The sequence below is a fragment of the Halomonas bluephagenesis genome, assembly GCF_054790765.1.
The window spans coordinates 1,036,946-1,063,129 of record NZ_CP133631.1 but is presented as its reverse complement, the minus strand read 5'-3'; the positions used below and the strand labels follow the sequence as shown (position 1 = coordinate 1,063,129).

The following is a 26,184-nucleotide window of genomic DNA, read 5'->3' as shown; positions in this document are numbered from 1 at the left end:
GCTTAGACCTCAATAGCAGTGGCTTCCTGCTGATGCTGCTTGGTGGCCTGCGCCATATTAATGCCTGACAGCAGCGCCTTCAGCGATGCGCTAACGGTGTCACTATCTTCGGCCACGGCACAAAGTCGTTGCCCATCAATATTCAGCTGCACAAAGGCAATCGCGTTGGCTTCACTGTCACCGCCAAGTGAATGCTCGCTGTAGTCAATAATTGCGACGTTGCTGCCCGAATGCTTCTTCCAAGCATCAGTGAAGGATGACATGGCGCCGTTGCCGGTACCTGACAGGCGCAGTGTTTCAGAGCCTTGCCAAAGGGTTATTTCTATTCCCTCGTACTGCCCTTTAGATAGCCGGTAATCGGCCAATGCCAGTGGCGCATTCTGAGTGAAATTATCAAACATTACTTGGCGAATAATTTCACTGGAAAGCTCGCCGTTACGGCGCTCGCTCTCTTGTTGTACGTAAGGAGCAAGTGCCAGCATCATCCAACGCGGTAAATTAATGCCGTAGTCTCGCTCCAACAAAAAGGCCATGCCGCCTTTGCCAGACTGGCTATTCACCCGGATAACGGCTTTGTAGTCGCGGCCAATATCATGTGGGTCAATGGGTAAGTAGGCCACTTGCCACGGCTCGTCGGGCTTTTGATGCTTGAGTGATTTACGAATAGCATCCTGGTGGCTGCCAGAAAACGCGGTATACACCATCTCGCCGACCCAGGGGTGGCGCGGGTGCATAGTGATACCGGTACACTCATGCACCACCTGAACGATCTCGTCCGGGTTGGAAAGATCCAGCTTCGGATCAATACCCTGGCTGTATAGGTTCATCGCCAGGGTAACAATATCCATATTGCCGGTACGCTCGCCGTTACCCAGTAGCGTGCCTTCGACACGGTCGGCTCCCGCTAACAATGCCAACTCCGCTGAAGCAACGGCGCCACCGCGGTCGTTGTGGGTGTGTACCGATATAATCACGCTGTCGCGACGGCTAATGTGCTGGCAAAAGTATTCAATCTGGTCAGCATGATGGTGCGGCCCCGCAACTTCTACCGTGGTGGGCAAGTTGAGGATGCATTTGTTGTCTGGTGTTGGCTGCCAAACATCCATCACGGCCTCGCAGATGGCCAGTGAAAAATCGATTTCAGTGCTAGAAAAGCTTTCCGGTGAATATTGGAAACGCCAATCAGCATCTGGGTGCTGGGCAGCATAGGTCTTCACCCAGGTAGCGCCTTGCACAGCAATATCGGTAATGCCGTCACGGTCCATCTCAAACACCCGCTCGCGCTGGATGGTAGAGGTGGAGTTATAAAGGTGAATAATGGCGCGCTTGACGCCCACCAGCGATGCAAAGGTTTTCTCGATTAAGTGTTCACGGCACTGAACGAGTACCGCAATAGTGACATCGTCTGGAATTTGGTCTTCTTCAATTAGCCAGCGGACAAAGTCGTAGTCTGGTTGGCTAGCCGAGGGAAAGCCCACCATCACTTCTTTAATGCCTACTTTAATAATTTGGTGCCAAAAGCGCTGCTTTTGCTCCACCGTCATCGGCTCTAATAGCGCCTGATTGCCATCGCGTAGGTCTTCACTTAGCCAAATGGGCGCTTGAGTTAGGTCGCGGTCAGGCCATTGGCGGTTGAATGCGGGAACACGCGGAGCAGGGCGGTATTTGCGATGATTAAAAGCAGACATGGTGAGTTTCCTGAGGGCGGTGAATTATTTGGGCGGCCGCTTGTGGCGTAAGCCGCGTTAACAGGTGCCTGGGTAAGGCACCGTGTAGGGGCTGCTTGTGACAGTCAATACAGTTTACTTGAAGTTAGGCGAAAGGTTATTGCGAAAGTGTGGTTATATCGCTAATAATTGGCAGTAAATATCGATTATTTTGTTTTTATTGGTAGGAGCTGCTTGTTATGCCAGTCGTGCCGCTTGAGCTTGATCGTTTTGATCGCCATATTCTGAATGTGTTACAGCAGGAGGGACGGATTAGTAATCAGGAGTTAGCCGAGCGTATAGGGCTTTCCCCATCCCCCTGCTTGCGCCGAGTGCGTGCGCTAGAAGAGCACGGGTTAATTACTCAATACCGGGCCGATGTTGATGCACGACAGTTAGGCTATCAACTGATGGTGCTGCTGCATATTTCCATGGATCAACATACCCCTGAGCGGTTTGATAACTTCGAACGCCATATTCGTAAAATTCCTAACGTGATTGAGTGTTTGATTATCACCGGCCAAGCGGCGGATTTTCAGCTCAAGATACTGGTACGTGATATGGACGACTATCAGCACCTTTTGCTGCACGTAATCAACCGTATTGAAGGGGTTACTGGCGCCCACACCAGCTTTGTTTTGCGGCGAGTTTTCGAGCATCGCCCTGTGCCCACGGAGAACGCTTGATTAAGAAGGCATAGGCAACGAGTCAATGGCGGGTTACACTGCTTTTTTTGTCTTACTTAGGAGATTGAACCGTGACAATTCAGCGTCATGATACAAAAGCCCGTATGAGCCGTGCCGTTATTCATCAAGGCGTGGCCTATTTGTGTGGCCAGGTAACTGGCCCCGAGGCCCGCCATGAAGGCATTAAAGCGCAAACCGAAAGTATGCTGGCGCGGGTTGATGCGCTGTTAAAAGAGATTGGTTCTAGCCGCGAACAGTTATTGAGCGCGACGATTTATCTCAAAGACGGCAATGATTTTGCCGCCATGAATGAAGTGTGGGATGCGTGGGTACCTGAAGGCTATGCACCGGCACGCACCTGTGTATGCGCGCCGCTGCCTGCTGATGAGTTAAAAGTAGAAATTACGGTTACCACTGCCGTCAGCAGCTAAGTCATATGTTGATTACTTACCTGCCTTTTCCACGGGAAAGCGGGTATCGCGCAGGCTATCTTTGATTTTCTTTAGGTGCGGTAAGAAGTCTTCGCCGCGCCTCAGGGTAACCCCAGTGGCTAGGGCATCAATCAGCGTTAATTGAATCATCCGCGAGGTCATGGGCATATAGTGGTCGGTGTCCTCGGGGGTGGCCACTTCGAGAGTCGCGGTACATTCCAACGAAAGCGGGGAATTCGGAGCGGTAATACCCAACACCACGGCGCCTGCTTCGCGAGCAACGCGTGCGATATCGACCAATTCTCTGGTGCGGCCTGTGTACGAGATAATCACCACCACATCTCCCGTATGACAGGCGGCGGCCACCATACGCTGCATCAGCACATCCACATAGGCCATGACGGGCAAGTTGAAACGGAAAAACTTGTGCTGGGCGTCCTGGGCGACGGCACCTGAGGCGCCTAAGCCAAAGAAATGGATCTGTTTCGCCTGGGTGAGATAATCAACCATGCGCTCCACAGCGGCCATATCAACTTCCCGCTGTGCTTCATCTAAGGCGGCAATCGTCGCGCCAAAGATTTTCTGGGTGTATTGCGAAGCGCTATCGCCCGGCTCGACAGCCCGCGTGACATAGGGCGTGCCGCCCGCCAAGCTTTGAGCAAGTTTGATTTTAAAATCCGGGTAGCCTTTGGCACCGAAGTTACGGCAGAACCGATTGACCGTAGGCTCACTGACGCTGGCCGCTTGAGCAAGACTTGCAATGCTCAGACTGGTGGCTACCGCTGGATCCTCCAGGATGACATTGGCAACTTTGCGTTCTGAGCGGTTTAGTTCTTCTAAGCGTTCGCGTAAGCGGTCAAGCAGGTCATGCGCCATCAACAGACTCCATGGCAATATTTTTTTGAGCGTTGGGTGCCCATTCGTTGCACCACGTAAAAAAAGCGTCGGCGGTTAGCGGACGGGCATAGTAATACCCCTGCGCCGCTTCACAGCCAATAGAACGTAAGTAGTCCGCCTGGGCAAGTGTTTCAATACCTTCTGCCACTACGTCGCACCCAACGGCATGGGCAAGCTGGGTAATCGTAAGAGCTAAATGACGATCTACCGCGTCGTGCTCTAGATCCATAACGAAGGCACGATCTATTTTCAGGGTGGAGAAAGGCAGCGTTTTAACATAAGCAAGCGAAGAGTGCCCAGTGCCAAAATCGTCAATCGCGACGGCAATGTTCACCTCAGCAAGTTGAGCCAGTTGCGTGCGTGCGTTGTGCATATCGCTTAATAAGCCTGACTCGGTAACTTCCAACGCGAAAAAACGTGCAGGGATCTCGTACTCAGCCAGCTTGGAAAGCAGCGTTTGAGCAAAGTCTTTGCGCGCCAACTGGCGGGCTGCAACGTTTACCGCAATGTGGAAGTGATCATCCAACAAGCCTTTTAGTCGCCATTCGACAATATGCTGCATTGCTTTTTCAAGCACCCACTCACCAATAGAGAGGATATCACCACTTGCTTCTGCGAGGGGAATAAAGTCCCCAGGGGAAATATGGCCTAATTCAGGATGGTGCCAGCGTAAAAGAGCTTCAGCCCCGATGACACGCTGTGTTGCCAGAGACACTTTAGGTTGAAATGCCAGGGACATCTCTCCGCGCTCGGTCGCGCCGCGGATAGCTTGCTGAAGGTTCAGTCGTTGGCGTTGTTGCGCTTCTAAGGTTTCGTTGTAGCATTGAACGCGCAGCGTGCCGTTTTGCGGCAACGCCAAGCCAGCCATATGCACAAGGCGTTCAATTTCGAAATGGGCATTCGCCCAGCTAATGCCAATACGCGCATTCAGGGGCAGTAGCAGGTCACCCAGTGCCTGGTCTTGATCGAAACAACTCAATAGCTGCGCAGCGGAGTGCCGTAACGCTTCGAGATCGGCGTGAGCGGTAATGACCAGTATCTCGCTACCTCCCCACAAACCTATTTGGCATTGCTGACTGAGTTTAGCCGAAAGCTGACGGCTGATATGAACCATCAATTTATCAGCGACGCCATAGCCATGCAGCTTAATGACGTCGTCTAAGTGATCCAGGGCAATGAAGAGAAGCCCTGTTCCCGTGCCTCGCAATGCTGCTTCACGAAGCATTTGAGTGAGTGCGCGGCGATTCGCCAATTGGGTGATGGGGTCGGTACGAGACTGGCGATCTAACTCTTTGGTGCGCTTTGCCACCATGCGCTCGAGCGTGTCTGCCTGTTGATTGCGGACTTGGTAGCGGTGCTCAACGCTTAACGTATTACGGATGCGCTGTAACACCTCATCATGTTTGAACGGTTTCGTGACGAAGTCACGTACGCCCATGCTAAGCGAACGGTGACGTGTTTCATCATCAATCTGTGCGGTGAGTATGATGATCGGTGGGGTGTGATGACCAAACTGTGTTTGCAACTGGTTGATAACCGCGTACCCATCCATGTAAGGCATGCGAATATCAAGCAGTATCAGGTCTGGCAACGTTTGCTTGCAATGCGCCAGTACTTGGCGCGGGTCGCTTAGGCCATGCGCATTTTCAAAGCCATGGTCGTCCAGCAGGTCTAATAACAGCTCTACGTTGATGCTGTTGTCATCCACCACGAGGAGGTGTTTATGGGTCAGGCTCATGGCGCCGTCCTTGGTGCAATAGTGATAAATCGATTAAGTGATGCGGTCAATTTATCGATATCAATAGGTTTTGTAAGATAGTCCGCAAACCCTGCCGCCAGTCCATAATGTAAGTCACGTTCCATCGCATTGGCAGACAGCGCAATGACATCGATCTGCTTTAGCATTGGGTCGTTCTGCATAATGTCGAGCGCTTGAAAGCCATTCATTCCGGGTAGATGGATATCCATTAAGACGAGATCAGGCAGCGAGTGGCGCATGATTTCCAAGCCGAGTTCTGCGCTCGCCACGACGCGCAGCTGTACAGCAGAAAAATCGTCAATGATATCTTCCATAAGCCGCTGGTTAGCAGGATTATCTTCAATATAAAGCAGACTAAATGCGCGCTGAGAATCTCCGGAGGTGTCAATGGTACTGCTCAGCGGCGGTGGTTCGTGCTCGCCAAGGTGCTCGGTAATGGGTAGCGTAAACCAAAAGGTAGAACCTTTGCTCGGCTGGCTATCAACACCGAGTTGCCCCTTCATTCGTTCTACCAGTTCACGCGTAATGGCTAAGCCAATACCTGTTCCTTCGATCGGGCCGTGCTCTGCATCCAAGCGGTTAAACGGTTCAAAAAGCTCTTGCTGGCGTTCTGGCGCAATGCCATGCCCAGAGTCGATAACGCTCACTTTTAGTTCGTTACCCATCGGCTCAATATTTACGTGGATTGTGCCGTTTTCTCGATTGTATTTAATCGCATTAGAAAGCAAATTGAGCAGTATTTGTTTTACCCGCGTGTAATCTGCCATCACCATGCAGGCTGGCGATAATGAATCACGCGTTAGGGTGATATTGGCCGCTCCAATGTTGGCTTCCAGCGTTGTGCAGGCATCGTCTAATACGTTTTCGATTAGCATAGGCTCTAATGAAAGCGTCATGTAGCCCGCTTCGATTTTTGCTAAATCCAGCACTTCATTAATCAGGCTTAACAGGTGTTGACCGCTTTTCTCGATTTGCCCCACCTGGCGCTGCTGCTTTTCACTCAGTGGATCACGTCGGCCTTTTGCCAGCAGCTGAGCAAAGCCGATAATCGCATTAAGCGGCGTGCGCAACTCGTGGCTCATTGAAGAGAGAAACTCACTTTTCGCCTTGTTGGCTTGTTCTGCTTGATCCCGAGCGGTTGCCAAATCGCAGGTGACTTGTTCGCGCTCGGCCATTTGGCGATAGAGGTTAATGAGCAGCGCACAGGTGTCAGTAAAAGGCTGAAGCCAGTCTAAAAGGGTCTGGTTTAATGGCTGGTTACTGTTCGCGATGGCAAACATACCAATAAGGCTGTCACCGCTGAAAATCGGCACGCCTAAATAGTTATCTAAACGTGGGTGACCTGGTGGGAAACCACCACGCTTAGTATGGCGATAAATGTCGTTAGTCATAATGACATCGCCATGGGCAAAGACGCGCCCTAAAAGTGAATTAGGGTTGGTAAGCGTCATATCACCGCTGCGTAGACGTTCCATCAGATGCCTGGACTCATGGCTCCATGAGAGGTCGGTGATAGCGTGTATTTTGAGTGCATTGGTGGTGTCGGTTGGCAGCACTTCTCCAATAAGGGCGTAATCACTGTCGGTGAGCTCTCGCAGCGCTTCCATTAAAAACGTCCACAGCTGCTCAACCGACATTAGTGCCTGATAGTCCGTGATGCCTTGGTGGAGCACTTTAAGCAGGCTTTGCTCTTTATGAATTCGCTGGGTGGCGTTATAAACCTCGGTTAAATTGGTCAAAATGCCCAAAAACTCAGCAACATCTCCTTGCTCATTATGGATGGCGTTGACAGCAAGGTGGACGGGTATCAAATGACCGTCTTTATGGAGCGCCTCTACTTCTCGGCCTCGGCCGATAACCTTGGGTTCGCTGCCCGCCAAAAAATTGGCAAGAAAGCTGTCATGGTGGGCACTGATCGTTTCAGGCGTAAACATCGCCACATTGTTACCGACCACTTCATGTTGTTGGTAGCCCAGCATTGTTAGCGCAAAGGGGTTGATGCTCAACACGCTACCAGAGCGGTCAATACGAACGATGCCAGTGGCACTTTCGTTAAACAGTGCCTCGTAGCGACGCGTGGTTTGAGCCAAGGCTCTACGTATTTGATGTTGGCGAAGCAGCTCTTCTACTTGCCCCGCTAAGCTTTTTAGGATGGCTCGGTCACGCTGGCTAAACGAGCGCGGCTGACGATCAATTAAACACAGCGTACCCACGGGCAGGTCATCGGCCAGCTGAAGTGGCTGCCCGGCATAAAAGCGAATGTGCGGCGACCCCGTGACCAGAGGGTTGTCCGCAAAGCGCAGATCTTCAAGTGTATCTTCGATGACCAGAATGTCGTTAAGCGCCACCGCGTGGGCACAAAACGATAGGTCTCGGCAGGTTTCACTGGCAGCCAGTCCTTGGTGGGATTTAAACCACTGTCGTTCAGCATCAACGAGAGAAACTAGCGCAATAGGTAAGTCAAAGAGGTCGCAAGCAAGCTGAGTGATTCGGTCAAACGCTTTATCAGCGGGTGTATCAAGTACCTGGAGAGCATGCAATGCCGCCAAGCGCTGGTATTCATTCTCAGGAAAATCTGCGGCTTGCATTGTGCGTCCAAAAAAATAGTTCGTTCAAAAAAGTGCGCTCAACTAGATAATTAATTGGCGAATAGTAATAATTATCGGGTATTAATTGATAAGCTTTAGCCAATCCTCAGTAATTTTAATAGCCAGCGTTTATAGGGCGGCCTTATCAGTGAACTTGTGGCTCGCTTTGATTGATAAAAAATGCCCCGTAAATGACTGAATCGTTCAAAACCGTGGCGACCGTGATAAGCCCCCGTACCGCTTTCCCCAACGCCACCAAAGGGCAACGATGGAACTGCGTGATGGAGCAGTGTTTCGTTAAATACCAGCGCGCCAGAGCGAGTGGCGTGACGCAAGGTTGTTTGCAGCGATTTATTGTCAGTGAAGGCATAGAGTGCCAATGGGTGAGGCCGGGCATTAACAAAGGCAATCGCGTCGTCGATGCTTTTAACGCTGATAAGCGGTAACGCACGGCCAAAAATTTCCTCACGCATCAGCTCGAGGTTTTGGGTTGGATCGATAACGAGTGCTGGTGCATGATGCCCGACATCAATGATTCGACAGCCGTGATCTCTTGCTTGCGCTATCAGCCGTTCACTGCGTTGCTGGTGGTTCGGGCTGACAAAGCCAGTGGACTCTTTATCACTTGGGCGCTGCTGTTCGATAGCTCGGCTAAGTGCCTGGATAAGTGCTTCCAGGTGGCGGCTTTCCACCAGTACATAATCTGGTGCAATGCAGGTCTGACCAGCGTTCATCCCCTTGCCGAAAATAATTGATGCGGCGGCACGATCTAGGTTCGCGTCACTCGCCACGATGGCGGGTGATTTACCACCCAGTTCAAGCGTCACTGGGGTTAACTGCTCGGCAGCGGCAAGCGCGACTTGGCGGCCCACCTGCGTGGAGCCGGTGAAAACCAAGTGATCAAAGGGTAGTGCGCTAAACGCTTTTGCTATCTCGGGGCCGCCTTCCACAACGCACAGTTCTTCATCGGTAAAGTACTGCGGTACCAGCTTGGCCAGAAGGGCGCTGGTATTAGGGGCATATTCACTTGGCTTAATCATGACGCTATTGCCCGCTGCGAAAGCATCGATAGCAGGCATCAGTGCTAAGCTCCACGGGTAGTTCCAAGGCGACATAACGCCGACCACGCCAAGTGGCTGAGGAGCAATGCGGGCGCGGGCGGGCCACAAGCGCCACGGCATGTTGGCAGCGTATGGACGCATCCAGTGCCAGAGGTGTCGCCGAGTATGACGAGTGGCTTGCAGCACCGCGCTAATTTCCGCTAGGCGTATTTCTGTCCCGCTGCGTTTGCCGAAGTCAGTTTGAATGGCGTGGATAATGTCCCGCTGGTGATGCTTGGTCATTCGTGCAAGGCGGGCTAAACGCTCTCGTCGTGTACTTAGTGAGGGGAAGGGCGCTTGGCCAGCCGCATGACGCTGAGCGTGCAACAGGCGCGTTAAATCACGTTTCATGGCGGCTCCTGGGTCAATTCTTAATAACAATAGACGGTTGTCACTGCTACTTGAATACCGCACTCCGAACAGAAATGACAGCTTCAACAAAGGCACTGACAGCCTAGTTGGTGGTAAGGTCACTCATTCACTATTTTACCGATATGCCACGGGAGGCATCATGCTTTCGCGCTCACTGTCATGCATTATGCTACCCACTATCGACGCCGTAGACGCCGCCCAATGGGACGCACTAGTCAGTAACGAGCAGCCTTTCCTGCGACATGCGTTCTTGCATGCGTTAGAGAGCAGTGGCTCTGTCTGCGAGGCTACCGGATGGGAGCCTTGCCACCTCTGCGTATGGCAAGATAGCCGCTTAGTGGGCGCATTGCCCATGTATCGCAAACACCACTCCTACGGTGAGTATGTGTTTGATTGGGGGTGGGCCGATGCGCTGGAGCGTGCAGGCGGCCATTATTACCCTAAGGCATTAAGTGCCATTCCGTTCACCCCGGTTCCAGGTACGCGTACTTTAATCGCCGATGACGCCAACGGCGATGATGTACGCGGGTTATTAGCAACGACATGGCAAGCCCATTGCGAAGAGCAAGCGCTATCGAGTTGGCACCTCCTGTTTGCGCAGGATGATGAAGTGGATGCTTGGCAGCGCCAGTTTCCCGAGCTAATTGCTCGAGAAGGCGTTCAGTTCCAGTGGCGGGATCGCGGATTTGGTGATTTTAATGGTTTTCTAGCTAGCCTTACGTCAAAACGCCGCAAAATGATTAAGCGTGAGCGTCGTTTGGTCGCCGAGCAAGGCTTTACGTTACGGTGTTTAGAGGGCGAGGCCATTTCTCAGGAAGCAATGGCCCACTTTTTCCGCTGTTACACGATCACGTATCATGAGCGGGGACGTCCTCCTTACTTAAATGACGCGTTTTTTGAGCATTTGCGCCATGCGATGCCTGAGGCGCTTGTTTTGGTTCAGGCGCTGTTGAATGACCAGCCCGTCGCCGCCGCCCTCTATTTTCGTGGCGAGAACACATTGTATGGCCGTTATTGGGGGAGCGAGGTGGTTGCTGACTGTCTTCATTTCGAAGTCTGCTACTACCAAGGCATTGAATTTTGTCTGGAAAAAGGGCTCTCTTTGTTTGACCCCGGCACCCAGGGGGAGCATAAGCTGGTGCGCGGTTTTGCTCCCGAGCGGGTGCGTTCGTTGCACTATCTTGTTCACCCTGGTTTAGCGGCTGGTGTCGCCCAGTTTTGCCACGAAGAGGGTGCCCATATCAGCGCCTATCGTGAGGCGGCGAACGACGCATTACCGTTTAAATGAAACACCATTTAGGTAAGGCGTGACTCGCTGGAAATAGCCCTTAATGGCATAATGCGCCTCGTTTAGGCCTAAACAAAGGAATGCGGTGATGCATAAATGGCTAACGGTTGCGCTGCTTGCGGTATTGGGGTTTTTCCAATACCAGCTCTGGCTAGGTAATGGTGGCTGGGAAGATTTACAGCTGGTCGAAGAGCGCGTTGCCGTTCAAGAGGCTGCCAATGTGCCGATGCGAGAGCGTAACGCTCGGTTAGCGGCTGAAGTCACCGATCTAAAAACCGGCCTGGATGCGATTGAAGAACGTGCTCGTAGCGACATGGGCATGGTGCGTAGCGATGAACAGTTCTTTTGGGTGCCTGGTGTGGCGATTGAAGCAGAGCTCGTGGGCATCAATGCGGGGCTAGTTACCCAGCCAGGCTTGCCTAGCGAGGACACTAACGAATGAGTCATTCGCTGTGGCTAATTGTACCCGCAGCAGGGCAAGGCAAGCGAATGGGTGCTGATAAGCCTAAGCAGTACCTGTCGCTGGGTGAAAAGCCTATCCTTGCCCATACACTTAGCCGACTGCACAGAGCCTTCCCCGCTGCGCATCTTGTGCTATGCCTGGACAGTGATGATCGTTGGTTCAATCCTGAATGGGTACCCTTTTCCCAGTGGCAACGAGTGGCGGGTGGTGCTGAGCGAATGGATAGCGTTTTAAATGCGCTGCACGCTATTAACGCGCAAGAAAACGATATGGTGATGGTGCATGATGTCGCGCGCCCCTGCATTACATCGTCTGATTTGCTAACGCTTTATCACGCCGCACAGCAACACCCAAGCGGCGCGCTCTTGGCGATGCCGGTTGCCGACACTATGAAGCGGGCCAATGCCGAACAGCTAAGTGCCGTGACAGAGCCCCGGGAGCGGCTATGGCATGCGTTAACACCCCAAAGTTTTCGCTATGCGCTTTTGCACCGTGCCCTTGAATACGCTGTCGCTAACCATTGTGTGGTAACGGATGAGGCCTCGGCTGTTGAAGCACTTGGGCAAGCCCCCAAACTGATTAGTGGGCGTCGCGACAATCTCAAAATCACCCATCCTGATGACCTTGCCCTTGCTGCCGCCATCATGGCGTCGCAAGTCGCCCAATCCTCTGAATCTGAAAGGAGTTGTTAATGCGAATTGGACACGGATTTGACGTGCACCGATTTGGCGTTGGCGACCATTTGATGATTGGTGGCGTAAAGCTGCCTTTCGAACATGGTTTTGTTGCCCACTCGGATGGCGATGTGTTGCTGCATGCTGTCAGTGACGCACTACTGGGTGCCTGTGCGCTCGGTGATATTGGGCGGCACTTCCCCGATACCGATCCAGCGTGGGCTGGTGCAGATAGCCGCCATTTATTGCGTCACGTGGTTCAACTGGTTCACGCAGAGGGTTTCTCTGTGGTTAATCTAGATGCCACGTTAATGGCACAGGCGCCTAAAATGGCGCCGCACATTGATACAATGCGCGCTGTCATCGCTGAAGATTTAGGTATTAGCCTCGGGCAGGTCAATGTTAAGGCCACGACGACCGAACGGCTTGGATTTACCGGACGAGGTGAAGGTATCGCCGCTGAGGCAGTGGTGCTGATTGAGCACCAAGAGGCGCTGAATGCTTAACTTACCCGCTTGGCAGCGCTGCTTAGATGCCGAGTTCGGTGCTCCCAGGCCAGGCCATTATCGTGCTCAGCCAGAAGATTTTGTTGTCGACGAGCAGCTGGATTTTACGCCTGAAAATCATGGCGAGCATTTGTGGTTGCGTCTTGAAAAGCGACATCAAACCACGTTAGATGTGGTAAAAAGCGTCAGCCGTCTTTGTGGTGTAACACTTCGGGATGTGGGCTACTCCGGGATGAAGGATCGTGTTGCAGTGACCCGGCAATGGTTAAGCGTGCATTTGCCTGGCCGCGAGGCACCAAGTGATTTGAGCGCCTCATTAGCGGCATTGGGTATTACGGTATTGGCGCAGGCGAGGCACCCCCGAAAACTCAAACGCGGTGTCCATCGCACAAACCACTTCACTTTGCGGCTTAGCGGTGAGGCGCTTGAGGAAAATCATTTCTTTGATCGTTGGCAGGCGCTTTGTCACCAAGGTGTTCCTAACTATTTTGGTCCCCAGCGTTTTGGGCCTGGTGGACGAAATTTACAGCGTGCAGAAGCCCTTTTAGCTAAAGGTTGGCGCAAGCGGGATGACCGCCAGGGAATGATGCTTTCTACCGCGCGCAGTTTCTTGTTTAACGAGCTGTTGAGTGAGCGCCTAGCGGATGGCTCGTGGTGCCAGCCTCTAGCGGGCGATATGCTCATGCTGGATGGCACACACAGTGTCTTTACCGTTGACTCAGTGGACGACGACTTGATCGGTCGTGCCGCAGCGCTTGATATCCATCCGACCGGTGCCCTGTGGGGTGTCGGGGAACTTGCCGAATATCAGGTGGCAGACTACGAAAAACGGCTGTTGGCGTGTCATCCAATGCTGTGCGAGGGGTTGGTGAAAAGCGGTGTGAAACGCTCTCATCGGGCGCTGCGAGCAAGGTTAATTTCGCCTAGTATCGAGACATTACCTAATGCCGTGGTACTCTCATTTTCCTTACCACGGGGAAGTTTTGCGACGGCGGTGGTGAGTGAGTTAATTGCTCATCCAGATTTTGCTTAATGCGCCCCGCGTGCGGTTATCTTTACTAGGCATCTATAAAGGAGACGCTGATGCGGCGACTGCTGCTTTCCAATGACGATGGTGTCCATGCGCCGGGCTTACGGGCACTTCATGATGCGCTAGTCGCCCATGCGAATTTACGTGTGGTTGCTCCTGATCGAGACCGCAGCGGCGCCAGTAACTCGCTGACACTCTCCCGTCCGCTCTCTTTAACCGCGTTAGATAACGGCTTTTACAGTGTGGACGGGGCGCCCGCCGACTGTGTCTATTTGGGCGTCAACGGGGTTTGGGATGAGCGTCCTGACTTGGTGATTTCGGGGATTAATCACGGCAGTAATCTTGGTGATGATGTGCTCTATTCAGGCACCGTGGCGGCTGCCATGGAAGGGCGCAATTTGGGCATGACCGCCATTGCAATGTCGCTGTGTGGTGAACGCTATTTCACGACGGCAGCCAAAGTAGCGGCCAGTTTGATCGGTGCTGCTGATCAGCTATCGCTGCCACCTCGCACACTCTTGAATGTCAACGTGCCAGATGTTCCGTGGGAAGAGATTAAAGGCGTCAGAGTGACCCGCTTAGGCTATCGCGGACCAGCAGAGAAACCAGTTCCAGTAAAAGATCCACGTGGTCGTACGCGCTTCTGGATAGCACCCGTTGCGGCCAATGCGGACGATGGTGAAGATACCGACTTTTCTGCTATCGAGGCGGGGTATGTATCAATTACCCCGCTACAAACAGACTTGACGCGCCATCCCGCGCGCAGCGACGTGCAGGACTGGTTGGATGCTTTTGCCTGAGCTTTCGCCTAGCGAACTGCGCGGACGAGGCATGACCTCTCAGCGCACCCGGGATCGCATGGTAGAGCGGCTTGAGCAGCAAGGTATTCAAGACGCGCGGGTGCTCGATATTATGGCGGGTGAGCCAAGGCACTTGTTCGTTGATGAAGCGCTGGCTCATCGCGCGTATGAAGACACCGCGCTGCCCATCGGTTTTGGTCAGACACTATCGCAACCACTAACGGTTGCCCGTATGACCGAGCTGGTGCTGCGAGCTGATCCAAAGCGCGTGCTTGAAGTGGGAACCGGCTCGGGTTATCAAACGTTAATACTGTCCCGGCTGGTGCCAATGCTTTACTCGGTCGAACGCATTTATGCATTACATCAGCGCGCCGCAGAGCGGCTTTGGCGGCTTGATGCGCCTGCGACGCTGGCAGTGGCTGATGGTGGTGAAGGATGGCAAGAAGCAGCGCCCTTTGACGTGATTCTGTTAACCGCTTGTGCTCAAACGCTGCCAGAAGTTCTATTGGAGCAGCTTAGCCATGACGGTGTGCTGATTGCTCCGTTGGAAGAACCTGACGGCAGCCAATGGCTCACCCAAATAAAACGCATTGGTAGTGCCTTTGAAAAGCGTCGGCTTGAACCCGTGCGCTTTGTACCCCTATTGCAAGGAGTGGTGGATTGAAGCGTCGATTTGTAGAGCTGTTTTTAAAAGGCGCAGGAATGGGGGCGGCCGATGCGGTGCCCGGTGTTTCAGGCGGGACGATCGCATTTATTACCGGTATTTATGAGGAATTCATTAATACCATCAAACAGTTTGGCCCCAGTGCCTTTACCGCATGGCGTCGTGGCGGCTGGCTAGCGCTTGCTCAGCACTTGAATTTAACCTTTTTAGTGCCGCTGTTGCTTGGCGTCGCAGTTAGTCTTTTCAGTGTTGCTCATATAGCGCTTTGGCTAATGGAAGCGCACCCGCTGTTGATTGAGGGATTTTTCTTCGGTTTGGTGGCCGCATCGGGGTTTGTTGTCGCCAAGGCGGGCCGAGGTTGGAAGTTTTGGTACCTAATACCCATGGTTGGGGGGCTGCTGTTGGCTAAGTCGCTGCCAGGTATGATGCCGCTGGTGTTACTTATCGGTAACGAAGCTCTGGTAGTTATGGTAGCTGGCTGTATTGCTATTAGCGCCATGCTGTTGCCTGGAGTGTCTGGTAGTTTCTTACTGCTTACTATGGGACTTTATGGCACCATTTTAGGGGCTATTCGAAGCTTCGATATCGGTATTATCATGCTCTTTGGCATGGGATGTGTTGTTGGTTTAGCGCTATTTTCGCGACTACTGTCGTGGCTCCTGCGTCGCCACCATGATTCTACGTTACAGCTTTTGTTAGGCTTTATTGTTGGCTCGTTACCCGTGTTATGGCCGTGGAAAGAGCTATTACGTTATCAGCTTGGCCCTGATGGACAAATGATCCCGTTGGCTCATCGTTATCTGTTGCCTAGTGACTATGCGGTACTGTCTGGTGCATCTGCACAAGCGGTAGGCGTTGTGGCACTAATGGTGGTTGGCGCACTATTGGTGGTGTTATTAAACCGTCGCGCAGTGCACTATGCCGGGCATAGATCAATAGGAAACGCGCGCGACGTTGAAAAGGAGTAGGGTTTTCATGCGTAAGGTTTTCATAATGTCAGTATTGGCGTTGGCTGTCAGCGGCTGCGCCAATCAGCAGCAAAACACCCCACAAGTGCGTGATTTGAGTGAGGCGCGCCGCGCGGTAGCAGACTCACCACAATATACGGTTAAGGCAGGCGATACCCTTTATGGTATCGCATGGCAGCATAATCTTGATTACCGCCAACTGGCGCAAATCAATAATATTGATGCGCCTTATCAAATTTACCCAGGCCAAACCATTGCGCTGCGGGAAGGGGTGGTAGCATCAACTAATCAGTCAGCAGGCTCCTCTGCCCCAGAGCGCCCTGCATCGGGCGCTGTCGCAACGGGGCTAAATCCTCAAGCGACTTCCGTGGCAAGCAACGATCAGCAATTGGACTGGTTGCTACCCGATGAAAGTGCGATTGAGCGTAACCAGCGTTTAACGGCTGAGCGAGCGGAGCGTGCTGAGCAAGCGTCGGTGGAAGCCGCGCAGCAAGTGACTGATAGTGCGAGTTCGGGTAGTGTCGACGCCCCCCAGGTAGAAACGCCTGAGGTGGCTCAGCCAGAGCCCACAAGAGAGCCAGAGCCGAAGCCTGAGCCAGAACCAAAACCCGAACCTGAACCAACGCCACCAGCACCCGAGCCAGAACCCGCAGTGGAAGCGCCGCCAGTTGAGTCTGCACAGCCGAGCCAAACCGCACGCGTTGACCGCTCCGCACGCACGTTTACGCCTGTTGATAATGTTAACTGGCAATGGCCAACGGCTGGTCAGGTGACCGGGGAGTTTGGTCAGGGTGGCTCAATTACCGCCGGGATTGATATCGCAGGCCAAAAGGGGCAACCTGTTAAAGCGGCAGGGCCAGGAATAGTGGTCTACGCAGGCAGTGGCGTACGGGGGTACGGTAACTTAATACTACTTAAACACAACGATCAGTATCTAAGTGCTTACGCGCATAATGATAGCTTAAGCGTTAAAGAAAATGATGTCGTTGAAGCGGGAGAAGTTATTGCCTCTATGGGTGACAGCGATGCAGACAGCGTCAAATTGCACTTTGAGGTGCGTCGTGATGGACAACCTCAAAATCCGCTGGACTATCTGCCGTCTCGTTAACCATTGCCAAGCGAACCTTTCAGTTGATGTGCTTGGGGTACCCGAATAGCTGGAGTAGGGCGTCATATAACAATAATGGTGCAAGTGCACAGGGAGTGCGACCACCCTTTACTTTTCTAAATGGCGGTTAGGCGAAATAACGGGGGATACTACCATGAGTATGCTGGAGAAGGATTTACAGGAGGTTGACCTGGACGCTGTTGAAGAAGCGCTGGATAGTGCCGATGATGTCACCGCGGAGGAAGACGCCTTTGAAAAAGCGTTGGGCCGCGATGAGCGTCAATCGACTCAAAGCTTGGATGCGACGCAAATCTATCTCAATGAAATTGGTTTCTCGCCGTTATTAACGCCGGAAGAAGAAGTCTACTATGGCCGTTTAGCGCGTAAAGGCGACCCGCTTGGACGGTCAAGGATGATCGAGTCTAACCTCCGTCTGGTTGTTAAAATTGCCAGGCGCTATCTTAATCGCGGGCTAACGCTGCTCGATTTGATTGAAGAGGGGAACCTTGGGCTAATCCGGGCTGTAGAAAAGTTTGATCCTGAACGGGGGTTCCGCTTTTCTACCTATGCCACTTGGTGGATTCGACAAACTATTGAGCGTGCGTTGATGAATCAAACGCGCACCATTCGTTTGCCGATTCACGTGGTTAAAGAGCTAAATATTTACCTGCGTGCAGCGCGTGAGCTGACCCAAAAGCTTGACCATGAGGCCACAGCAGAAGAGATCGCCGATCATCTCGACAAACCAGTAGAAACGGTTAAGAAGATGCTTGGGCTCAACGAACGCGTCTCTTCAGTAGATTACCCCATGGGGGGCGAAAGCGATAAGCCGTTAATCGACACGTTAACTGATGACGAAGTGCTAGGGCCGGAAGCATGTCTGGTTGATGGCGATGTGCGCGAACATGTAGACCACTGGTTGGATGAGCTTAGCGATAAGCAGCGTGAGGTAGTTGTGCGCCGCTTTGGTTTGCGAGGCCATGAAGCAGCCACGTTAGAGGAAGTTGGCGCTGAAATTGGTCTAACCCGCGAGCGTGTTCGGCAAATTCAGGTGGAAGCACTCAAGAAACTGCGCCGCTCTTTGGAAAAGCAGGGCCTTTCTCTCAACGCTATTTTCGAGAGTTAATCGCAGTAAACAATTGCGTCACGCAGACCATAACGCACCGAGTTAATCGCTCGGTGCGTTGTTTTTATAATGCGTTTTTGTAGTACGTTTTTAGAATGTGCTTTTAGGAATACGCTTTTAGAACTGACGCCCTTTGGTTGATCAACCGTTAACTATTGACTGTGTAAGTGAGAAACGTGATGCGCCCCTTAGTGGCCCATATTGATTTAGACGCGCTGCGTCATAACTATCAGCTAGCGTGCCGCTGCGCGCCCCAAAGTCGCTCGGTAGCCGTTATTAAAGCGGATGCTTATGGTCATGGTGCGCTTGAATGCGCGCGCGCCCTGGAAGCCGATGTGCCCGCATTTGCTGTCGCGTGTATAGAAGAAGCGATTAGCCTGCGTGAAGGGGGGGTTAAAAAACCCATTGTATTGCTTGAAGGTATTTTTACCGCTGACGAGCTGGCGCTGGTTGACCAGTACAATTTCTGGATCAGTGTTCACAGTGAGTGGCAGGGGGCTGCCTTATTAGCTTTTTCACCCCGTCAGCCTATCCCTGTGTGGATGAAAGTTGATTCAGGTATGCATCGCTTAGGCTTTTCCCTAGACGAAGCGCCTGACGTTTGGCAGCGGTTGGTTAACGCACCACAGGTGACAGCGCTGCATTTGATGAGCCACTTTGCGACAGCAGATGCACGTGAGGGAAGCTACTTTAATCAGCAAATGGCCGCTTTAACGACATTGGCGGAAGCGCTTGATGCGCCTCTTTGCTTAGCAAACTCTCCAGCAACATTGGCATGGCCGGACGCCCACGGTGACTGGAATCGCCCAGGTGTCATGCTGTATGGCAGTGACCCGCTGGAAGAAGCCAACGAGATCACCCGTCAGTTGCGCCCAGTGATGAGTTTACGCTCCGAAATTATTGCCCTTCGTGAACTCGAGGTAGGCGAACCCGTTGGTTACGGTGGCCGTTGGCGTGCATCGCGGCGCTCTATCATTGCCGTCGTCGCGGCAGGTTATGGCGATGGCTATGATCGCCACGCCATCGACGGTACCCCTGTGTTGGTGAATGGTCAGCGCTGTGCGATTGCTGGCAAGGTTTCAATGGATATGCTAACCGTCGATGTCACCGACGTGCTGGGAGCTGCCATCGGTAGCGAAGTCGTGCTGTGGGGAGCCGCCAGCGACGGTGCTGTGTTGCCAATTGATGAGGTAGCACGCTACTGCGATACCATCAGCTATACCTTATTAACGGGAGTGCTGCCAAGAGCGCCGCGTCGCTATCATGGGGCCTTCGCTTAAACGGTTATCAGTATGTCTAAAACCTCTTATCCGCGGTCATTTGCACACCCTCGCTACTGGCCAACCTGGCTTGCGATAGGCGCAATGCATGTTGTTGCCTGGCTTCCCTGGCGGCTTAAACTATGGGTTGGGAAAGTAATTGGTTTGTTAGCATGGCGTTTCATAAAGCGTCGGCGGCATATCACTGAGACAAATATTGCACTCTGTTTCCCTGAAAAAAGTGCCGATGAGCAGCACCGGCTGGGAAAAGAGATTTTTATTGCCAATGGGATGGGGCTGGTAGAGACCGCTACGGGTTGGTGCCGTAATGCCGAGAGTCTGCGTCACCGTGTGGCCTACCATGGTCAGGAAAACTTAGCGCGCGCTCAAGCTCAGGGAAAAGGTGTGCTCATTGTGGGGGTGCACTTCTCAACGTTGGATCTAGGCGGTGCGCTGCATTCGCTGTTTTTCTCCGCGGATGCGGTTTATCGCCCGCATAATAATCCCTTGTTTGAGCGATTTATGACACGTGCTCGCTCGCAAGTTTTCGGCCAAGCGATTGATCGGCATGATTTGCGTGGCATGGTGCGGCGCATCAAAGCTGGGCGAACCGTATGGTACTCCCCTGATCAGGACTATGGTCGCGACGTTAGCGTATTTGCACCATTATTTGGTCAGCAAGCGGCGACCATTCGCCTTACGGCTAAAATTGCCCGTTTAACGGGCGCGCCGGTAGTGCCGCTGATGTATCACCGAAACCCAGATAACCAGACCTATACCATCACTTGCTTGCCCGCGCTTGATAACTTTCCAAGCGGTGATGAAGTGGCCGATGCAACAAGGGTCAACGAATTTATCGAGCAGGCTATTCGCAAGCATCCTGAGCAGTACCTATGGCTTCATCGGCGCTTTAAAACTCGCCCGGAAGGGGAGGCAGGCGTTTACTAGTAGCATTCGTTAGCGAAGTGATAAACAAAAAAAGCCGTTCTGCTAGGGTGGCAGAACGGCTTTTCGTTAACGTTGAAAGCAGGCGTTAGTCCAGATTTCGAGAGTAGAAAATTTCTAGCATCTCTTTGCGCAGCCGGCTTTCAATGTCCCGTGCTTCTTCGAATGTAATGTCGCGACGCGATGTGCCGAACAGATAGTTATCAAGTTCGAAGTCTTTCAGCAGCATTTTGGTGTGGAACATGTTTTCTTGATAGACGTTCACGTCGATCATTTGGTAGGCGTGCTTGGTATCTTCTGCCAAGTAATCCTGAATCGAGGTAATGTCGTGATCAATAAACAGCTTTTTACCATCGACATCACGGGTAAAACCGCGAACCCGATAATCCATGGTGACAATGTCAGAGTCGAAACTGTGGATTAGGTAGTTCAGCGCCTTCAGCGGGCTGATGTGGCCACAGGTAGACACGTCAATGTCTAATCGAAAGGTGCTGATGCCGTTATCAGGGTGCGACTCAGGGTAGCTGTGCACCGTCACGTGGCTTTTATCAAGATGTGCCACGACTGTTTCAGGTAGCGGCCCAGGACCTGGTTCGGTTTGCTCTGGATTGGATTCATCCAGTTCGTGCTCAGCGATCAGGATCGTAACGCTGGCCCCATGGGGCTCATAGTCTTGACGAGCAATATTGAGCACATGAGCGCCGATAATATTGGTGACGTCTTTTAGAATCTGCGTCAAACGTTCGGCGTTGTAAAGCTCATCGATATAGTCGATGTAAGCCGCACGCTGCTCTTCGGTCTTGGCGTAACAGATGTCGTAAATGTTAAAGCTCAACGAGCTAGTCAGGTTATTAAACCCGTGGAGTCGGAGATTATCTGACACGTCCGAACCTCCCTATGGCAGATGAAGACACCCCGACGAGCCAGCGCCGGAACCGATAAAAACTTGTCACCGTGATGCTGTGGTCGCTTTCTGCAAAGCGGCCGTTTGCTACGCAGTAGGGGTAAAAACAAGCGAGCGTATTATGCCCGCCAAGCGCATGGTATGCATCCAGGCGCGCTATTTTTTTTAATAAACAGGGAAGATGGCGCTCCGAGTAGCTCAAGCGTCGACAATCTCAAAAGAGTGGGTTATCTCAACGCCGCCTTGTACCAGCATGATAGACGCGCTGCAGTACTTCTCTGCAGATAGTTCAACTGCCCGCTGTACCTGCTTTTCTTTTAAGTTGCGGCCAGTCACCACAAAGTGCACGTGGATCTTGGTAAACACAGCGGGCACTTCATCGGCACGCTCAGCGTCAAGCTCCGCAACACAGTCGGTGACATCGGCACGGGCTTTATCAAGAATATTCAAGATATCAAAGGCGGTACAACTGCCCATGCCCATCAACAGCATTTCCATTGGGCGGGGGCCGGTGTTGCGGCCTCCGTGGTCAGGAGGGCCGTCGATAACGACACTGTGCCCACTGCCGGACTCTGCTACAAATTGGCGACCATCTATCCATTTTACCCGTGCTTTCACGTCGCTCTCCTCATCTAGGCACCTATAGGTAGGTCGCGAAGCATAACATTTCTAGCGGTAGACGCACTTCTTCGTCGCTACTGCCCGTTTACGCCAGAAGATGGCGTTCAAGAACCTCTAGTCGCTCTGGGGTTCCCACATCGACCCAGTGGCCTGAAAAATGTTCACCACTGACGCGGTTGCCAGCCATCGCCTGCTTAAGCAGCGGTGCCAGGGCGAACACCCCTGGCGGCTGATCAGAAAGTAGCTCAGGGTGTAGCAGGCTAATACCTGCAAAGGTGAGGCGCTGGCGGCCTTCCACTTCAACGCGCCCGTCGATAAGGGAAAAATCGCCGCTGGGGTGGTGAGAAGGGTTATCTACTAGCACAAGATGGGCTAGGTCACTTCCCCGTAGCAACGATTCTGAGGGAGTGTAATCGCACCAGACGTCCCCATTGACCAGAAGAAACGGAGCATCGCCAAGAAGGGGCAGTGCCTTTTGAATACCACCACCGGTTTCTAAGGGGGTCTCTTCATGACTCCAAAGAATCCGTAACTGATAGTCGCTTCCATCACCTAGCGCTGCCATGATCTGCTCTGCGCGATAGCTCACGTTGATGACCACTTCATCAATGCCAGCACGCTTGAGCCGTTCGAGATGGTGCACAATAAGTGGCTTATCGCCTACCGGTAACAGTGGTTTTGGGCAGTGGTCGGTAAGTGGCCGCATCCGTTTGCCTAGGCCCGCGGCTAAAATCATCGCCTTCATAACGTGCTTTCCGCTAAACGTAGGGCAATGGCGGGACGCAGTGTGTCACTTACCCATTCAGCAAACTCGCTGTGCTGGGGAAGCGCAGTTAGGCTATCTTCTAAATGCGCCAAAAAATGCGGCAGGCGTGATAAATAGCCTTGTTTTGCATCGCGAAGCGTTAAGCGGCAAAAAATACCAAGTACTTTTAGACAGCGTTGAGCGGCCATCGCTTGGCATTGGGTCAGAAATTCATCGTTACTGACATGGCGAGAGAGACGCCCATCTTGTCGCGCTTGGCGATAAAAGGAGTCGACGAACTGCATAAACTGCGCCTGAGAAAAACGGCAGTAACGTCCGCGTAGTAAGGAAATAACGTCGTAACTGATTGGCCCAGCAACTGCGTCTTGAAAGTCAATCATGTATAGCTGCTGATCGTGCACCATGATATTCATCGCATCATAATCGCGATGTACGCTGACAACGGGTTGCTCAAGTGCCTGTTCAATGAGGTATCCACGCAGTGCATCCCAACTGCTAGGCGTTGGTAGCGACAGCCAACTACCTAAACACCACTCAGGAAAGAGGTCTAGCTCTCGACCCAGCAGCGCCGCATCGTATGGCGGTAGCGTGGCGGGATTAGCGTGGTTTTGTAACTTGGCAAGCAAGGTCAGCGCATCCAAATGGGTTTGTTGAATACGCGCCTCATCAGTGAATAGCGCCTGTAAAGGGGTATCCCCAAGGTCATCAAGCAGCAAAAAACCCGCGTCGAGGTCGGCGGCGTAAATATTCGGAACGGGCAGTTTTGCCGCGTACCAGCGTTTTCCGATAGCGACGAAAGGCGTTGAGTCTTCCTGGGCGGGGGGCGCATCCATTACTATTTGAGTGCCGCCATGAGGCAGTGTTAGCCGGAAATAGCGCCGGAAACTGGCGTCACCACCGGCTGGAGAGAGTCGAATAGCGGCGCTATTTAGGCCATTTTGTTCAGCCGCCCACTGGGTGAGGGCGTCAATCCTAGAAGAGGACATGCAAGCTCCTTGCTGGTCGGGCATCATGCGGGCTGTATAATACCGATTCTGGATGCCAAGGATAACGAACATGGGCAAGCGAATCTCGCGTACCGTACCGGTTGCGCACACGCTGTTGGGCAGTTTGCTCGCTGGCGCCTCATTTTCAGCGTTGGCACAAGGCCAGTCGCTGCCTGCTGAGGCGCTGGACTGGCAGGCCTGGAGCCAAGATGAAGCACCGCACCAGCTGTGTCGAGGGCGTTATGTGATGCCTGGCTACCGCTTGCCAGCGGAAGATAACCCTGAAACGTTGTCGGTTGAGACTCAGGAAGTCGATTACGCCGCAGATGGTGAAGCGCTGTTGCGCGGCGATGTTGTACTACGTCGCGGAAACACGGAGCTGCAAGCGGCGCAGATGTACTTACCTGCAGACCGCCAGCGAGTAGATGCAGAGGGTAATCTAGCCATACGTGATGGCCAAGCGTTGGTGCGTGGCGAGCAAGCTACACTAATGCTGAACGATGATCGGGCCTCGTTACGCAACAGCCACTATGTGCTTTACCAACAGCATTTACGGGGCCAGGCCAGCCAGTTAGAGCAAACCGGTGAAGAGCAATATCGTCTGCGAAATGCTTCATTTACGACGTGTGATCCAGGCACGAATAGCTGGCAACTCGTTAGTAGCGATATAAAGCTGAACCAAGCTGAAGGATTTGGCACCGCGCGACATGCACGTTTAGAAGTTAAAGACGTGCCAATTTTCTATTGGCCCTGGCTGCGTTTTCCCATTGATGACCGTCGCCATACAGGGTTGCTGTCACCTTCTGTTAGCTTTTCCAATGAGGGGTTTGACTATGCTCAGCCCTTTTACTGGAATATAGCGCCCAATCATGATGCCACTATTACGCCGCGCTGGATGTCGGATCGTGGTCTGCTGCTCAATGGTGAGTACCGCTACTTGCTTGAAGAGAGTCGAGGAACGGTAGACGGTGGATATATCAGGAGCGATGACGGCAGTAACAATGGTGATAATCGCTTTGAAGGTAATGACCGCTGGTATATCGATGCTAAACATGCAGGGACACTGACGCCTCGCAGTGATTACCAATTACGTTATGGTGCCGCCAGTGATGGGCGCTATTTTGATGATTTTGGTGGTGAGTTTGGCAATAATGAACGCGTTAGTATGGAGCGGTTAGCTCAGGTAGATTACCGCGGCGAGCGTTGGCGGTTAGATGCCCGTGCCCAAGGCTTTCAGAGGTTGGAAGACCCGTTAAGTGATTCCGACAAACCCTTTTACCGTCTGCCAAGTTTGACAGCCAACTCTGACTGGCAGTTGAGCAACGGTCTCTATACACAATGGCGCTCTAACGCGACTTATTTTTGGCGTGACGTAGACGAGCGACAGGTGCCAGAACGCGAAGCTGCCACCGGCACGCGCCTGCACCTCACGCCGGTAATCGGTTGGCGTTTTGAACAGCCCTGGGGCTATATCGAGCCGCGTACCGAGCTTTGGCATACCGCCTATGAGCTGGATTATGGCGATCGCGTCACTGACCGGGGAACGTCTCCCACCCGCAGCGCAGCGGTCACATCAATTGATAGTGGCCTTGTGTTTGAACGTGAGCTTGAGCTGCGTGGTCAAGACTATCGCCAGACCCTTGAACCACGTTTGAACTATGCGTACGTCCCGCGCACTAATCAAACGCAACTGCCTGATTTTGACAGCCGCGAGCGAGCATTCTCGTGGGATCAGCTATGGTCTCCTCATCGCTTCTCAGGCGCAGATCGCTTAGGTGACCTTAATCGCGTGTCGCTGGGCGTACAATCTCGCTTTATTGAAGACGCCTCTGGACGGGATCGGTTGACCCTAGGGGTTGGGCAAAGTGTTTATTTTTCCGAACGTCGCATCGATAGCGAGGGCGATCCAGATACGCTACCTGCTCATCCAGAAGATGATCCTAACGTGAACCCTCTAAGCCGCTACCAGGCTACCCGCGACCGTTCTCCGTTGGTTACAAGGCTCGATTGGCAGATTAATGATCGGTGGAGCGCAGGCTATGAATGGTTATACGACGACCAGCGTGAACAGACCGAGCGCTCTAGCGTTGATGCACGTTATCGTCATCCCGCCGGTCACGTAGTGAACCTTGGTTATCGTTGGGAGATCGAAGGTTTCGATCCAGGCGTCGTACCCGGTGATGACGGCTTTAGAGATTACAGTCGAGAAGAGTGGGATCTGTCACTTGCTTGGAAAGCCAGCCCGAGGATTGATTTGATTGGTCGCTACCTGCACGATCAAACCAATGACCGTGCGCTTGAACGTCTGGCCGGTGTTCAGTGGAACGACTGCTGCTATGGCTTACAGCTGGTATGGCGTGAGTGGGTAGACGATAACGACACCGCCCGCGTGGGTGATGACTTTAACGACCGCGGGTTATTTTTACGCTTTGTATTCCGTGGCCTTGGTGGCGTTGGTCAACAGGCTGACGGCTACTTTGAACAGGCCATTCCTGGCTACCGCCCAACGCCCCTGTAACGATTTTGTTAAATGGCGA

Annotated in this window: 24 protein-coding genes; 15 read left to right on the top strand and 9 right to left on the bottom strand. The window is 52.8% G+C overall.

Translation table 11 applies throughout. The annotated features are described in order from the left end of the window. Window positions 1-2: 2 nt before the first annotated feature. Complete coding sequence (locus tag REH51_RS04780; protein ID WP_498936991.1) at window positions 3-1,688, bottom strand: 2-isopropylmalate synthase; 1,686 nt, start codon at window positions 1,686-1,688, stop codon at window positions 3-5. 218 nt (window positions 1,689-1,906) lie between these two features. Here REH51_RS04780 and REH51_RS04775 point away from each other — a divergent pair, with 218 nt between their 5' ends. Both REH51_RS04775 and REH51_RS04770 read left to right on the top strand, forming a co-directional pair. After that, entirely contained in the window at window positions 1,907-2,392 is a 486-nt protein-coding gene (locus REH51_RS04775) for an Lrp/AsnC family transcriptional regulator (protein ID WP_009721401.1), read from the top strand. Between the two features lie 71 nt (window positions 2,393-2,463). After that, complete coding sequence (locus tag REH51_RS04770; RefSeq protein WP_009721402.1) at window positions 2,464-2,823, top strand: RidA family protein; 360 nt, start codon at window positions 2,464-2,466, stop codon at window positions 2,821-2,823. Between the two features lie 12 nt (window positions 2,824-2,835). Here the strand turns inward: REH51_RS04770 and REH51_RS04765 are convergent, their stop codons facing one another. The 4 genes from REH51_RS04765 to REH51_RS04750 all read right to left on the bottom strand — a co-directional run bounded on the left by REH51_RS04765 (window position 2,836) and on the right by REH51_RS04750 (window position 9,518). Beyond that, window positions 2,836-3,699: a MurR/RpiR family transcriptional regulator gene (locus tag REH51_RS04765; protein WP_009721403.1), complete on the bottom strand. Its 864-nt coding sequence runs from the start codon at window positions 3,697-3,699 to the stop codon at window positions 2,836-2,838. Continuing rightward, window positions 3,689-5,458 carry an EAL domain-containing response regulator gene (locus tag REH51_RS04760; RefSeq protein WP_498936989.1) on the bottom strand — a complete coding sequence of 590 codons (1,770 nt, stop codon included), beginning with the start codon at window positions 5,456-5,458 and terminating at the stop codon, window positions 3,689-3,691. The genes REH51_RS04765 and REH51_RS04760 overlap by 11 nt, the downstream gene beginning before the upstream one ends. Beyond that, complete coding sequence (locus REH51_RS04755) at window positions 5,455-8,067, bottom strand: ATP-binding protein (protein WP_498936987.1); 2,613 nt, start codon at window positions 8,065-8,067, stop codon at window positions 5,455-5,457. Before REH51_RS04755 ends, REH51_RS04760 begins: the two co-directional genes overlap by 4 nt. Window positions 8,068-8,162: 95 nt before the next feature. Continuing rightward, window positions 8,163-9,518, bottom strand: a complete 1,356-nt coding sequence (locus REH51_RS04750) for an aldehyde dehydrogenase family protein (protein WP_009721406.1) — start codon at window positions 9,516-9,518, stop codon at window positions 8,163-8,165. 160 nt (window positions 9,519-9,678) lie between these two features. Between REH51_RS04750 and REH51_RS04745 the strand changes: the two genes are divergently transcribed. The 12 genes from REH51_RS04745 to lpxL all read left to right on the top strand — a co-directional run bounded on the left by REH51_RS04745 (window position 9,679) and on the right by lpxL (window position 20,373). After that, window positions 9,679-10,827 (top strand): GNAT family N-acetyltransferase, encoded by a 1,149-nt coding sequence (locus tag REH51_RS04745; RefSeq protein WP_009721407.1) that lies wholly within the window; start codon window positions 9,679-9,681, stop codon window positions 10,825-10,827. Between the two features lie 88 nt (window positions 10,828-10,915). Further along, the gene (gene ftsB / locus REH51_RS04740) at window positions 10,916-11,269 is read left to right on the top strand and encodes a cell division protein FtsB (protein ID WP_009721408.1); all 354 of its coding nucleotides are present in this window, start codon (window positions 10,916-10,918) and stop codon (window positions 11,267-11,269) included. After that, entirely contained in the window at window positions 11,266-11,982 is a 717-nt protein-coding gene (gene ispD / locus REH51_RS04735; protein WP_009721409.1) for a 2-C-methyl-D-erythritol 4-phosphate cytidylyltransferase, read from the top strand. The genes ftsB and ispD overlap by 4 nt, the downstream gene beginning before the upstream one ends. Further along, on the top strand, window positions 11,982-12,470 hold the full coding sequence (gene ispF / locus REH51_RS04730) for a 2-C-methyl-D-erythritol 2,4-cyclodiphosphate synthase (RefSeq protein WP_009721410.1): 489 nt from the start codon (window positions 11,982-11,984) through the stop codon (window positions 12,468-12,470). Before ispD ends, ispF begins: the two co-directional genes overlap by 1 nt. Further along, window positions 12,463-13,503 (top strand): tRNA pseudouridine(13) synthase TruD, encoded by a 1,041-nt coding sequence (gene truD, locus REH51_RS04725; RefSeq protein WP_009721411.1) that lies wholly within the window; start codon window positions 12,463-12,465, stop codon window positions 13,501-13,503. The genes ispF and truD overlap by 8 nt, the downstream gene beginning before the upstream one ends. A 50-nt stretch (window positions 13,504-13,553) precedes the next feature. Beyond that, window positions 13,554-14,300, top strand: a complete 747-nt coding sequence (surE, locus tag REH51_RS04720; RefSeq protein WP_498936985.1) for a 5'/3'-nucleotidase SurE — start codon at window positions 13,554-13,556, stop codon at window positions 14,298-14,300. Then, window positions 14,287-14,964: a protein-L-isoaspartate(D-aspartate) O-methyltransferase gene (locus REH51_RS04715; protein ID WP_009721413.1), complete on the top strand. Its 678-nt coding sequence runs from the start codon at window positions 14,287-14,289 to the stop codon at window positions 14,962-14,964. The genes surE and REH51_RS04715 overlap by 14 nt, the downstream gene beginning before the upstream one ends. Continuing rightward, window positions 14,961-15,932, top strand: a complete 972-nt coding sequence (locus REH51_RS04710; protein WP_009721414.1) for a DUF368 domain-containing protein — start codon at window positions 14,961-14,963, stop codon at window positions 15,930-15,932. The genes REH51_RS04715 and REH51_RS04710 overlap by 4 nt, the downstream gene beginning before the upstream one ends. A 7-nt stretch (window positions 15,933-15,939) precedes the next feature. Continuing rightward, window positions 15,940-17,040 (top strand): peptidoglycan DD-metalloendopeptidase family protein, encoded by a 1,101-nt coding sequence (locus REH51_RS04705; RefSeq protein WP_009721415.1) that lies wholly within the window; start codon window positions 15,940-15,942, stop codon window positions 17,038-17,040. 154 nt (window positions 17,041-17,194) lie between these two features. Continuing rightward, the gene (rpoS, locus tag REH51_RS04700) at window positions 17,195-18,166 is read left to right on the top strand and encodes an RNA polymerase sigma factor RpoS (RefSeq protein WP_009721416.1); all 972 of its coding nucleotides are present in this window, start codon (window positions 17,195-17,197) and stop codon (window positions 18,164-18,166) included. 179 nt (window positions 18,167-18,345) lie between these two features. Continuing rightward, complete coding sequence (gene alr / locus REH51_RS04695) at window positions 18,346-19,446, top strand: alanine racemase (protein ID WP_498936983.1); 1,101 nt, start codon at window positions 18,346-18,348, stop codon at window positions 19,444-19,446. A gap of 12 nt (window positions 19,447-19,458) precedes the next feature. Next, window positions 19,459-20,373 carry an LpxL/LpxP family Kdo(2)-lipid IV(A) lauroyl/palmitoleoyl acyltransferase gene (gene lpxL, locus REH51_RS04690; protein ID WP_498936981.1) on the top strand — a complete coding sequence of 305 codons (915 nt, stop codon included), beginning with the start codon at window positions 19,459-19,461 and terminating at the stop codon, window positions 20,371-20,373. Window positions 20,374-20,458: 85 nt separating this feature from the next. Here the strand turns inward: lpxL and speD are convergent, their stop codons facing one another. The 4 genes from speD to REH51_RS04670 all read right to left on the bottom strand — a co-directional run bounded on the left by speD (window position 20,459) and on the right by REH51_RS04670 (window position 23,647). After that, entirely contained in the window at window positions 20,459-21,253 is a 795-nt protein-coding gene (gene speD, locus REH51_RS04685) for an adenosylmethionine decarboxylase (protein WP_009721419.1), read from the bottom strand. 219 nt (window positions 21,254-21,472) lie between these two features. Then, window positions 21,473-21,892 carry an OsmC family protein gene (locus REH51_RS04680; RefSeq protein ID WP_009721420.1) on the bottom strand — a complete coding sequence of 140 codons (420 nt, stop codon included), beginning with the start codon at window positions 21,890-21,892 and terminating at the stop codon, window positions 21,473-21,475. A gap of 88 nt (window positions 21,893-21,980) precedes the next feature. Further along, window positions 21,981-22,640, bottom strand: a complete 660-nt coding sequence (murU, locus tag REH51_RS04675; RefSeq protein WP_009721421.1) for an N-acetylmuramate alpha-1-phosphate uridylyltransferase MurU — start codon at window positions 22,638-22,640, stop codon at window positions 21,981-21,983. After that, window positions 22,637-23,647: an aminoglycoside phosphotransferase family protein gene (locus tag REH51_RS04670; protein ID WP_009721422.1), complete on the bottom strand. Its 1,011-nt coding sequence runs from the start codon at window positions 23,645-23,647 to the stop codon at window positions 22,637-22,639. Before REH51_RS04670 ends, murU begins: the two co-directional genes overlap by 4 nt. 70 nt (window positions 23,648-23,717) lie before the next feature. Here REH51_RS04670 and REH51_RS04665 point away from each other — a divergent pair, with 70 nt between their 5' ends. Beyond that, window positions 23,718-26,165, top strand: coding sequence for an LPS-assembly protein LptD (locus tag REH51_RS04665; protein WP_009721423.1), 2,448 nt, complete (start codon window positions 23,718-23,720; stop codon window positions 26,163-26,165). Window positions 26,166-26,184 lie beyond the last annotated feature (19 nt).